Here is a 12251-nt window from a genome sequence, read left to right as displayed (position 1 = left end):
CTTTACAATAGTTCGTTCATAAAGATTTGTGAATTATTGTTTCGCTCTAAATTATATTCAGAAACGGAATCCACAATACTTTCTGTAGTTTTTAATAGTACGTTTAAGTAATATTGATTTTTCAAAAGAATCATTTTTACATTCTCTTCTAATTCAGCTACATTTTTTTGTGATTTTTCCATTTTTTCAATTTCTTCGTTAGAAAAATGCGAAAATAATGCACTTACACGAAATGATTCCACGCCCTTTTCTTTACAAAACTGAACAACCATTTCTTCAAATGAACTTGATAACTTTTTTAAACCATCAATGTACTGCAATTGCTCTACTTGCAATTTTTGAACTGCATTTACATTTTTATGTTTCAAATTCTCATATATTTGTTCTCCGAGCGTTTGAATATTTTCATACGCTTTTTGAATAATAACAAGCTTTTCATATAATTGTATGTACATATAGCTTCCTTCCTTTTACAAGACTAAATTTACAATTAAACCGTGGATCTCTCCAATTTGATTTAACATTTCTAAATGTCCCGTTTTCGTATTAATTAAATTCATAACATCTTCTAACTCATTTAATCCCATTTCCGCCTGTTTCACAATCGTCATTTTCTGTGAATATCCGTAACGCGGATGACGAGACATGACATCTTTATATTGCAATACATTATCTACGTAAAAATTCAAAAATGATTTTACTGTATTTTTGTATTCCATTACATTATCAAGCGTTAATTCCATTTCAATTTTCTCTTTAATTTCTCCAATGTTATCGACAAATGCTTCCATTTGTTCTAACAATTTATCTTTTTTCGGATCTGCATGCAAATTATCCGAAAATGCAAGTCCTGTCCTGACATTTGCTTCTTTCGGCATTTGAGTAGCAGGCGGTATATGCGATAAAATTGGATTATGCGAGATCGAACGCAGCATATATATCACCTATTTATTTTTTTATTTCTTCCTAAACTTAATCGTAAAATCCAGTTATTTATAATTATACTCTGAACACTAATATTTTGCAGTTATTTTTTATAAAAGATATGTTACAATTTAGCATGAGGTGGCACAAATCTATGAATATTTTTCTTTGTGGTTCAAATCAATTAACAGCATTAGATCAAGAAGAAATAAAAAAATTTTTAACTGACTATGCTCACAAACATAAAATTTACATATTATGTTATAAATCTATCGAAAATGAGATTCTTCGTTTTTTCATCGAAAACGAAAGACTCGCTCAAAATTTATGCCTTTACACGCTACAGCCGTTACAAGCATTAACAGATGAATTTCAAGAGGTCGTTGATTACTTAAAAAGACATGGAGCCGAGTATGTTACTTTTGATCATCCTTCCGACTCCATTTACCGATCGGATTATATGTTTTTTGTAAAACAAATAATCGAAGATACCGATTTAGTTCTCTGTTTTTATAATGGGGACAAGCATACATCTGTCATTCCCGTTGACGTTGCAAAAGAAGCAGGAATTGATGCTGTTATTTATGATTTACCAGGTTTACATGAAAAACAGATGAAAAAAAACTTTGAACAAAAAATCCGTATGATGTAAAGGGGGAGGCACAATATCGTTATTGTGCCTATTATAAATATGATAATTGAACAAGATTATGATCATTTTATCGCGAGTTTTAAACAACAATTCAATATGGATATCGCTTCATATAAACAAGATAGAATGCGTCGTAGAATCGATGCTTTTATTTCGAGAAAAGGCTTTGAGAACTACACTAATTTTTTAAGTAATTTACGTACCGATCAAAATTTATTTTTAAGTTTTATTGACTATATTACAATTAACGTTTCAGAATTTTTTAGAAATAAAGAACGTTGGCAAACGTTAGAGACGAAAGCACTACCAAAATTACTTGAACAAAATAACGGAAAATTAAAAGTATGGAGTGCCGCTTGCGCTGCCGGTGAAGAACCGTATACACTCTCTTTAATTTTATCAAAACATCTATCTCCATTTCGCTATGAAATAATAGCAACGGATCTTGATTTTCACATTTTAGAAACTGCAAAACGCGGTCAATATACAGAACGTTCTTTAAAAGAATTACCTATCGATTTGAAAGAGCGTCATTTCACAAAAGAGAATGATATATATTCATTACATCAAAATATTAAGCAAAACGTCACGTTCAAACAACACGACCTATTAATGCAGTCGTTCGATACAAATTACGACTTAATTATTTGTCGCAACGTAATGATATACTTTACTGAAGAAGCAAGAGTAAAACTTTATGAAAAATTTAGTCGTTCTTTACGAAAAGGCGGCGTACTATTTGTTGGTAGTACCGAACAAATTTTAACACCTGAACGTTATAATCTTCAGAGATTTGATACATTCTTCTACGAGAAAATATAAAAGAGGTCGTCACAATGTAAAGTGACGACCTTTTTATATAACTCGAATTAAAATAATAGCAACAATCCATACAAAGAGAAAAAGAAACGTCATAGACCATTTATGTTCTTGCATCGTATGTTTCAAAGCCTGTGATAATTGTGTCATATTCATTTCTGCAAGTGCTCTCCATACGCTTACATCCCGCTCTTTAGCAGTGCGGTCTGTAACGCTAATTAAAATGGTTTCGTTAGACAATTTCGTTATATAAGCAGTAATAACCGTTACCATTAAATTTATATTTCCTTCTGAAGAATCACTTTCCACTCTAGAAATGAGTGCACTTACATCTAATAACGGAATATGTACCTTTCTACCAAATGATAGTTGTACTTCTGCGAAATCATACGTTCCATCTAACAAAGGAAGTTCTTTTATATGCGCCTGTTTCACAAGTCCTTGCAGGCTTCTCATTACTTGTTCAAATACTTTTTCTGTTTGCTTCCCTTCTCCAGATAACGTATGCAACTTTTTAAAGAGCTGTAATACTGTATCCATCTCTTTAGAAAGCATTTCCTTCATAACCTTTCCATCACCTAAACTCGCAAGTAAAATCCCTATTTCATTATTTTTCGAAATAATCTTAGACTGTCCAGTAAACACTAGATTACTATGCTTTCGTTCTTTCTGGATTTCATGTTCCGAAATAGCTGCAGGCTGTTTTAATGGTTGTAGCGTCTTATCTTCAATTGTCGTACGTTTAATTTCCATTTAAGCGCCTCCACTACTATGAAATACTTAGCCCCATTCTTTATTACTTTTTAAAACTAAAAATAGTACGAATAAACCTGACATGATAGCAAATGCATTAGAAGCTTGTATTCCCTGTTCACTTTTTGCTTCTTTCTTCTCTTCTGGCTCTTCTTGTTTCTCTTTCTTTTTCGAAACGACTTGATTGTTATTATCTTTATCTTTTTGAGCCTTCGCTTTATTTACTTCCTTGTTGTCTGTGAGAGGCTCTTTTATAACATAAGTATTTTTTTCTTTCTCTTTCAATGGTTCTTTTATAAGATCGTTTACTTTCTCTTCTTGCTTCGGAATTTGAACAACTGGCGGTTTTTCTTCCAGGAGCGGGATCTCTATTTTTGAGTCTTCCTGCTTCTCTGGTTCTTTCTCAGGTTCTTCCTTATCTTCTAATTTATCTTCATTCTTTCGTTCTTCTACCTTTTTATCCTCTTCTGTTTTTTGCTCCAAAATAGAAACGATATACTCACTTTCCTCAACCAGTTTATTGCCGGCCGCATCTACTATCTCTACAAGTATTTCGTATGTCCCGATTGGCAACGCATCCGTTATTTCAAATACTTTTTGCCAATCCATGTCGCGCTTATTGTAATCTAATAAAAATGTAATTTCTTTATTTTCTTTCCCTTTTAATGTAACACGAACCTCTTTCACAACTGATTCTCCGTCCGTCGCCTTCACTCGCACACGTATAGAATCGCCTTGTTTCCGTTCAATTAGCTTCTCTTTCGCCTCGTCAACAGTAACTTTATGCAACTTCGGCAGTTCTTTATCTATTGTTGGCGTGTCATTATTTATACGAATAAATGGGACTTTCACTTCATTTTCTATAAGCTCTTCTTTCTCAGCTTCTTTAGAACTTTGAATGAGCTGAAGATTCCAATCACCTTGCAAATCAAAAGTTTCGACCTTGTAGTTAGCAATCCATCGCTTTGTTTCCTCTTCATACTTAAACGATAGCATTCTTTCTTGTTCATACTGATCGCCGTTTTTTGGCAAGCGCAAAATACCTTTTATACTTTGAACATTTTGCTCTTTCGGCTCTACAATAACTCGCACTTCTTCGCCAACTTTTATTTCCGACTTATTTACTGTAATAACCCCTTGATCCGTCTCTATCTTTTTTTCGACCTCTTGTTCATTTACTACTTCTTGTTGTTCCTCTTTACCTTGATTCACTTCCACTTGCTCTGGCTTCCCATGAACTTCTTTGTTTTCTTCTTGCACATTCATTTCATTTAATTTTTGATCTGGCTCAATTTGTTCTTCCGCCTGACTTTGCAGAGGGAAGAACAGACACACATTTATAAATAACCAGCTCATTAGAAAAAACTTTACGTTTTTCATCTACTAGCTCAAACTCCTATTTCAACGACTTATAGCGATTTCGTCACTTTTACTCCGAAAAACCCATCTACATTTACAAGTTCACCATACGCCACCAATACATCATTTACATAAATACGAATTGGCTCGTCAATATCCTCATCTAGTACAACCGCTTCATTCTCTTGTAAACTTAAAATATCTTGAATTGTTTTCACTGTGCTTCCAAATACAAATTTCACATTCATTTCTACATTTTGTAAGATGGATGTGTCCATGTATACTGGTTCCATTTGTTTTACTTCTTTAAATTCAATAGGTTGCACAACAGGTTCTACAATTTTTTCTTCTTCAATTTCTTCCGTAACAATCTCTTCTTCCTCTTCCATCATTGGATATAGAAGTCTTCTTACCATTTCTTTCGCTTCTGAAATCGGTAAAATTTGATACATTTTCGATTGAAGCAGGTCGCCAATTTCAAGGTTGAACGTAATTTGGACGAGTTCATCCACTTTCATTGACTCTCCCAAATATTCCATTTCTTCTTTTAACGTTACGAATTTAACATTTGGTGGTGTCATGTCCATTTTTTCTTGAAACATTTCTGACATCGCCGTTGCAGCGTGTCCCATCATTTGGTTCATGATCTCTTTAATACCGCTCAGTTCTAATTCACTAAGTTCTTTCTCTGGATCAACTTCCCCTGTTCCCATCATCATTAAATCTACCATTGTTAAAGCGACATCTTTCGTAAATACGAATACATTCTCATTTTTTAGTCCTTCAACAAAATCAACATTTAAAATAACAAATGGGACTGGTACTCCGTCATAATGACGAACATTGATTGATTCTACATTGGGCGTACTAATTGTAACTGGCTGATTTAAAAGTGTTGACAATACTGTTGAAGCGGAACCAATTGAAATATTTGCAATTTCACCAAGGACATCTTTCTCTTCTTGTGTTAAATGCTCTTTTTCAACTTGTTCTTCTACAATCTCTGTTTCCACTACTTCCGCTGGCTCGTCTTTTTCTTCTACTCCACCAGATAATTGCATTAATTTATTTACCATTCGTTTCGCATGTTCAACTGAAACAATTTGCACAAGTTTAGAGTTTACAAGATTATCTATCTTTAAATCAAACGATACTTTAACAATCGTTTGATTCCCATCAATCTCAGAAATTTTTTCCATTTCTTCTGATAACTTTACAACTTTAATTGTCGGCGGAGACATATCTACTGTATCTTGAAAGAATTCTGACATAGATGTAGCTGCGAACCCCATCATTTGATTCATCGCTTCTTGTACAGCACTTAGCTCTAATTCACCAAGCTCTTTTCCGTCTTCCACTTCACCTGTTCCCATCATCATTAAATCAGCAATAGATAATGCAACATCTTGCTTAAGGACAAGAAGGTTTTCCATATCTAATCCTTTTGTAAAATGAATGTTTAATACAACGTGTGGAACTTCGACGTCGCTTGAATCATATAAATCTACCAATTCTATGCGAGGAGCAGTAATGCTTACTTGCCTATTTAAGATTGTTGATAATACAGTCGAAGCTGAACCAAATGATATATTTGCAATTTCGCCAAGAATATCGCATTCTTGAGGCGTTAAATGCTCATTTTCTTTTTCTAGCACAATTGTGCTCGTATCCCCTTTTGTGTGTTGCTCAGGCATTTTCTCTGCCTCCTCATTTCTGTTTTTCTATCAAATGATATAAACTCTCATTTTATTTTAACAAACTTATTATATAAAACGTTAATATGTATTTATTCCCATTTTTAGATTCGTAACGATTAACCAAAAAGCTCCCCAATTGTATACAAGTGGGGAGCTTTCCTTCATTCCTATTATAAACCTTCTGGGTTTAAAATGAGGACCACTCGTCCATCACCGAGAATTGTCGCACCAGAGAAATAATTAGAACTCTCTGCAAAGAAGTCACCTAATGACTTTAGGACTATTTCTCTTTGACCGATAATTGTGTTTACAATAAGTCCATAGCTGCGATGTGTATTACGAACAATTAACACAGGAACCATTTGACCATCATATGACGCAAACGCCTCATCTACTGTTTTCTCACCAAATACAGTACTTAAATGCTTCACTTCAATAATTTGATTACGGTAATTTAACACATCTTTTCCTTGTAAGGATTGGATGTCTTCTCTCTTAATCCGAATTGCTTCAACAATATTACCAAGAGGGAAAGCATAACGTTTATCATTCGTTTGAACAAGCATAGATTGAATAATGGACAACGTTAATGGCAGTTCAATTCTAAATGTACTACCTTTTCCTTCTTCAGAATCAATAATTAAATGTCCACCTAAACTATGGATTGTATGTTTCACTACATCTAATCCAACGCCACGCCCAGAAAGGTCGGATACAACTTCAGCTGTACTAAATCCTGGTTGGAAGATCAAATCAAACACTTCACGGTCCGTTAATTTATTTGCCTCAGATTCTGTTACAACACCATTTTTAATCGCTTTTTCTAATACTTTCCCTTTATGAATTCCATTTCCATCATCCGTAATTTGAATAACGACATGATTTCCACTATGAAACGCTTCTAATTTAATCGTACCTGTCTCATTTTTCCCTGCATCACGACGTTGTTCAACAGTTTCAACACCGTGATCAATTGCATTACGAATTAAATGGACGAGTGGATCACCGATTTCATCAATAACAATTTTATCAACTTCGGTGTCTTCACCTGTAATTTGTAAATCGATTTTCTTCCCTAAATCTTTCGCTAACATACGTACCATACGCGGGAAACGATTGAATACCGTTTCAATTGGTACCATACGCATGTTTAGTAGTACATTTTGAATATCTTTTGAAATATCGCCTAATCGATTTAAATGCTCAATTAATTCCTTGTTTTGAATTGCTTGTGCCAATTCATCTATACGACCGCGCTCAATTACACTTTCTTCAAACATGTTCATTAATCTTTCAATTTTCTCCAATTGAACACGTATGGAACGATTTTCCACTTTACCATTTTTCGTTTTTGCAGAGCCTTTAGCAGGTGTAGCATTAGCAGATTGCTTCGATACTTCTTTAGTTGATTCCACATGCGTAGCCGCTTGTAAATCTTCCTGCATAGCTTCTTGTGTACCCAATTCTTTCGAGACTACTTCTTTTAATGTATGTCCTTGCTTCACTTCTACTTTCTCAATTTCAGAAACATGAAGCACTACTTGTTTTAATTCTTCTTCACTTTGATCAGTATCCATAAATACTGTGAACTCAAACCCGAAAGCATCTGCTTCAATTTCTTCAATACTTGGAACTGTTTTTTGTACATTACCTACATTTTGCAGTGCTTCAATACACATAATTGCACGTACTGCTTTTAAAATAGCATGTTGCTCAACAGTTATATGCACTTCATGCGAAACTGCATCATCATTATTTATAGGTTGTTGCTCAATATATTCCGCAGGAGTTTCTACATTGCCATTCAATAATGCTTCTAATTTCTGCTTAGTTGTAATTACATCAATATTGCCCATTCCGCCTTGTTGCACATCTGCAACCATCTTCTCTAAATTATCAATGCACTCAAAAATCACATCAATAATCTCTGCATTTACAACTATATTTCCATGACGAATTTCATCTAAAACGTTTTCCATTTTATGCGTTAAATCCGCCATTTCCGTAAATTCCATACTCGCTGACATACCTTTAAATGTATGGGCTGAGCGGAAAATTTCTCCCACAACATCCATATCAGTGGGATTTTGTTCTAAAGTTAGCACATTTTCATTTAGCGATTGTAAATGTTCTTCTGATTCCTCAAAAAATATATTTAATAGATCTGTTTGCATTTTCATCCCCTACCTGTCTAACAAACATTTCATTTATGTATAACAATTTAGTGTTTTATAGCAAGAAAAAAGGGGGCCACACGCATATCCGCTATCAATGTTTAGATTCCTTGTGGCACCCCTTCTATATTAGCTGTTTGCTACTTTTGTTAAAGCTTCAATTACTCGATCCGCTTGGAACGGCTTTACAATAAAGTCTTTTGCTCCACCCTTAATTGCATCTAATACCATACCTTGTTGTCCCATTGCAGAACAAATAACAACTTTTGCACTTGAATCAATTTTAATAATTTCTTTTAACGCTTCAAGTCCGTCCATTTCTGGCATAGTAATATCTAATGTTACAATATCCGGTTGAAGTTCTTTAAACTTCTGAATTGCTTCTACTCCATTCTCTGCTTCACCAATAATTTCAAATTCAGAATTACTTTTTAATAAGTTTTTAATCATCGTTCGCATGAACATCGCATCGTCTACAACTAAAATTTTATGTGCCATTCTTTTTAATTCTCTCCTTCTATGTATAAATATATCTTAATATTTCACCTTATCATTCTCACTCATTATACAAAATAAAATGATAAAATTTAATATTTTTTTAAAAGAATTTTCGTATTTTCATTATTTTATTATTAAAATGATAATATACTATTCTTTTATGTAAATGACAACGCGACGGTTTTTCTCCCAATTTTGCGGTGAATCATTTGGTACAACTGGCTTTGTGTCTGCATATCCTACCGCAGCTAGCCTTTTATCATCCACATTATACACTTCGATTAAGTGGTGAATCATATTAGCTGCTCTTGCTGAAGACAGCTCCCAGTTAGAAGGGAATTTGTCATTATGAATAGGTCTACTATCTGTATGCCCTTCAACAACAATCGGATTTGGTACTGATTGGAAAAACCCAACTAATTGACTTATTATCTCTTTCGCTTCCGGTTTAACGTTCGCGTCACCCGTATCAAATATTAAATTATCTACTATAACGACGCTTACTCCCGTATCCTCTCGATATACATTCACTTGACTAATACCGTTATTATCTACATATGCTTTTAACTTTTTATATAATTCGTCCATTCTCTTTTTAGAGACCATTTTTTCATCATTTTTTTCATGTGAAATATCTGGTATTGTATTTCCCATTACTTTTGCATCTACTTGCTCCACGTCACTAAACTTTTCAAGCATCTTTGACAATTTTACTGCATCCTGCTTTGATGTAGCAACTAGTAATACAAAGAAAGTTAATAATAACATCGTTAAATCTGTAAAAGTCGTCATCCAACGAGGCGATCCCTTTTGCGGTCGTTGCATCATAACCATACCACTCCTTGAAATATTAGGCTGCTCGTTTTACTTTTTTTATCTTTGTTTCGTATACATATGTATCGAGTTTCAACTTTAATTTAGAAGGAATTTGACCGCGATATAATTCTGAAATCGCTTCAATAACAAACTTCTTCTCTGTATATAAATCTTCAATACCACGATACACTTTTTCAGCAAGAGGGATTGCAATCATATTTGCAAGTACTGACCCATACAATGTCGTTAACATCGCAACTGCCATCCCTGTACCAATTTGCGATGTGTCTTGCAAGTTTTGAAGCATAATGATAAGACCGATTAAAGTCCCTATCATGCCCCAAGCTGGAGCGAAATCGCCAATTTTATCTAATAATGCTGCCCCTTTTCTTAACTCATACACTTCCGTTTCAACATCTTTCATTAACACTTCTTTTAATTCATCTTCATCGTAACCACTTAACATTAATCGAATTCCTTTTTGAATAAAAGGATTGTCTACTTGCTCTCCATCAACTTCTAAAGAAAGCAGGCCGTGTTTTTTAGACTTTTTAGAAAAATCAACAAATAAATCCGTTAACTGTTCTAAATTTTCTTCTTTTCTATGTAAAACAGTAAAGATGCTTTTCGTATATTTTTTTATTTCTCCAAATCGATATGCCACAACAATTGTCGCTGTAGTTCCCCCTATGACAATTAAAATAGATGAAACATCTAAAAAGTTTTTAAAAGCTTTTATTCCGCCGCCGCCAATCATAATTGCCGCTATCACTATAGCAAAACCTACTATTATGCCCACTGGGCTAGAAATGTCAAACTTCCTTTTTCTTCTTTGTGGTCTAGCAAATCCTTGATTTTCGTCTCCCATATTCCTGCCCTTTCCTTTTCATTTTTATAAAACATTTTTTTATTTTAATAATGCGTTTTCACATATAATAAGTATTATACGCTTATCATCTGTTTATCGCAATATACTCATAGAATTGACACATTTCATTTCCATATTAGAATTATAGTATGGAAATATGAGGAGGATTACAATGGAACATAACATTTTACAAGTCATTGCACTAGCAGAAAAACTAAAATATGAAATGCGACATAGCTGGCTTTCTAACGGACGTCAAGAAAGCGTTGCTGAACATACGTGGCGCATGTCTCTAATGGCCATTTTAGTTGAGCCTTATTTAGATCAAAAAGTAAATATTGAAAAATTACTTAAAATGGTTATCATTCACGACCTAGTCGAAGCAGAAGCTGGTGATATTCCTGCCTTTGATACAATGAATAGTCATGAATTACAATTACAAAAACAAAAAAATGAGCAAGAAGCAATTTTAAATATTAAACGAACATTAAAAGGTTCTCTCGGTGAGGAATTATATGATTTATGGATGGAGTTTGAAGCGAAAGAAACGTACGAAGCAAAAGTTGCCAACGCACTTGATAAGCTTGAGGTGAAAATTCAGCATAACGAAGCTGATATTGATACGTGGCTACCAATTGAGCATAAAATGACATTCCAAGTGGCAAAGCATACAAACTTTGATTCTTTCCTATCTAAATTACAAAAAATGATTGAACAAGATGGAGAAAAGAAATTACTAGCTGCCGGCATTGACGTGGAAGCTTGCAAACGATAATGAAAAGACACTCAAATTGAGTGTCTTATTTCATTATCGTTGATACAGCCTGCTTGTAAATCAGTTGTTGTTTTCCATCAACTAACATTAAAACGGTAAATTTGTCTATCGCAACAATTTCTCCTACTATTCTAACGCCACTCTTTAAAAAAACTGTAACAATACCTTTTTCTTCTTTTATTTGTTTATATAACTCTTCTTGTAAATGTTCCAAATAATTTCCTCTCCTTTTTCGCAAAATATCCTAATATAAAAAACTACAAATTATTTATGTAATTTATCTTTTACATTCATAAACTTATTAATAAGTATATCTAAATCTCGGCTAAATAACAAAACTTTATCATGATCCAATCCGTGTCTAGCAACAAGTTGGATTAGCTCTTTCTTTTTATTTTCTATTTTATTGTGTAATTTTCCCATCTCCATCTCTTTACTAAAACTCCCTTTTCCCATAATATTACTTGTAAAATTATAGTACAAATCTTCTCATAAAAAAATATAAAAATGGCTTTTTTTACAATTTTTATATTTTTTATGAACAAATTGCAAAATATATAGCGATTCATTCACATATCCCTAGCACAATATACAATCAAAATAACCATACAGGCGTTTGTCTAATTACAAAAGAGACTGGCTCCTTTTCCATACAAAAAACATACTGTATACAGTAGTCCATGAATTATATAGATTAACTTACTCAAAAGGAGGAAAACATATGAGCTATGGTGGAAGTTGCGCTGGTTTCGGCGGTGGATTTGCTTTGCTTATCGTACTATTCATCCTTCTAATCATCATCGGATGTAGCTGTTGGGGTGGCGGCGGATACGGATACTAATATCCTATCCTTAACAAATGAACGAAAAACTATACGAAAACAGCTCATATTTGAGCTGTTTTTTCATACTTTCGT

The 12251-nt window shown here is 33.6% G+C and carries 15 protein-coding genes; 4 read left to right on the top strand and 11 right to left on the bottom strand.

The features are described from left to right. Positions 1–2: 2 nt before the first annotated feature. Complete coding sequence (locus DN392_RS20975) at positions 3–455, bottom strand: hypothetical protein (protein ID WP_048566825.1); 453 nt, start codon at positions 453–455, stop codon at positions 3–5. Positions 456–470: 15 nt separating this feature from the next. After that, positions 471–935 (bottom strand): YaaR family protein, encoded by a 465-nt coding sequence (locus DN392_RS20970; protein WP_000946323.1) that lies wholly within the window; start codon positions 933–935, stop codon positions 471–473. 143 nt (positions 936–1078) lie between these two features. On the opposite strand from DN392_RS20970, the gene DN392_RS20965 reads away from it, so the two are divergent. Next, the gene (locus DN392_RS20965) at positions 1079–1576 is read left to right on the top strand and encodes a hypothetical protein (RefSeq protein ID WP_048566824.1); all 498 of its coding nucleotides are present in this window, start codon (positions 1079–1081) and stop codon (positions 1574–1576) included. A gap of 39 nt (positions 1577–1615) precedes the next feature. Continuing rightward, the gene (gene cheR / locus DN392_RS20960; protein ID WP_048566823.1) at positions 1616–2398 is read left to right on the top strand and encodes a protein-glutamate O-methyltransferase CheR; all 783 of its coding nucleotides are present in this window, start codon (positions 1616–1618) and stop codon (positions 2396–2398) included. A 33-nt stretch (positions 2399–2431) separates the two neighbouring features. Here cheR and DN392_RS20955 read toward each other — a convergent pair whose 3' ends face one another. From DN392_RS20955 to DN392_RS20925, 7 genes are all read right to left on the bottom strand, one after another. After that, the gene (locus DN392_RS20955; protein WP_048566822.1) at positions 2432–3148 is read right to left on the bottom strand and encodes a hypothetical protein; all 717 of its coding nucleotides are present in this window, start codon (positions 3146–3148) and stop codon (positions 2432–2434) included. A gap of 27 nt (positions 3149–3175) precedes the next feature. Continuing rightward, positions 3176–4528, bottom strand: a complete 1353-nt coding sequence (locus DN392_RS20950) for a hypothetical protein (protein ID WP_048566821.1) — start codon at positions 4526–4528, stop codon at positions 3176–3178. A gap of 29 nt (positions 4529–4557) precedes the next feature. Further along, on the bottom strand, positions 4558–6201 hold the full coding sequence (locus tag DN392_RS20945) for a flagellar motor switch protein (protein WP_001115029.1): 1644 nt from the start codon (positions 6199–6201) through the stop codon (positions 4558–4560). Positions 6202–6374: 173 nt separating this feature from the next. Beyond that, positions 6375–8378 (bottom strand): chemotaxis protein CheA, encoded by a 2004-nt coding sequence (locus DN392_RS20940; RefSeq protein WP_048566820.1) that lies wholly within the window; start codon positions 8376–8378, stop codon positions 6375–6377. Between the two features lie 129 nt (positions 8379–8507). After that, positions 8508–8876 carry a response regulator gene (locus tag DN392_RS20935; protein ID WP_000940570.1) on the bottom strand — a complete coding sequence of 123 codons (369 nt, stop codon included), beginning with the start codon at positions 8874–8876 and terminating at the stop codon, positions 8508–8510. A gap of 150 nt (positions 8877–9026) precedes the next feature. Next, positions 9027–9704 (bottom strand): OmpA family protein, encoded by a 678-nt coding sequence (locus DN392_RS20930; RefSeq protein WP_048566819.1) that lies wholly within the window; start codon positions 9702–9704, stop codon positions 9027–9029. 22 nt (positions 9705–9726) lie between these two features. After that, on the bottom strand, positions 9727–10560 hold the full coding sequence (locus DN392_RS20925; protein WP_048566818.1) for a flagellar motor protein MotP: 834 nt from the start codon (positions 10558–10560) through the stop codon (positions 9727–9729). Positions 10561–10732: 172 nt separating this feature from the next. On the opposite strand from DN392_RS20925, the gene DN392_RS20920 reads away from it, so the two are divergent. Then, on the top strand, positions 10733–11335 hold the full coding sequence (locus DN392_RS20920; protein WP_000400774.1) for an HD domain-containing protein: 603 nt from the start codon (positions 10733–10735) through the stop codon (positions 11333–11335). Positions 11336–11360: 25 nt separating this feature from the next. Here the strand turns inward: DN392_RS20920 and hfq are convergent, their stop codons facing one another. Further along, a complete protein-coding gene (gene hfq / locus DN392_RS20915) occupies positions 11361–11549 on the bottom strand; it encodes an RNA chaperone Hfq (protein ID WP_000400662.1) in 189 nt (62 codons plus the stop codon). A 50-nt stretch (positions 11550–11599) separates the two neighbouring features. Further along, positions 11600–11818: an aspartyl-phosphate phosphatase Spo0E family protein gene (locus DN392_RS20910; protein WP_002108625.1), complete on the bottom strand. Its 219-nt coding sequence runs from the start codon at positions 11816–11818 to the stop codon at positions 11600–11602. 238 nt (positions 11819–12056) lie between these two features. On the opposite strand from DN392_RS20910, the gene DN392_RS20905 reads away from it, so the two are divergent. Further along, on the top strand, positions 12057–12176 hold the full coding sequence (locus DN392_RS20905) for a YjcZ family sporulation protein (protein WP_000120179.1): 120 nt from the start codon (positions 12057–12059) through the stop codon (positions 12174–12176). Positions 12177–12251 lie beyond the last annotated feature (75 nt).

This window comes from Bacillus sp. BB51/4 (genome assembly GCF_008368845.1).
In the GTDB taxonomy this organism is placed as follows: Bacteria; Bacillota; Bacilli; order Bacillales; family Bacillaceae_G; genus Bacillus_A; species Bacillus_A wiedmannii.
The sequence above is the reverse complement of the archived record's forward strand: the minus strand, read 5'-3'. Positions and strand labels throughout refer to the sequence as shown.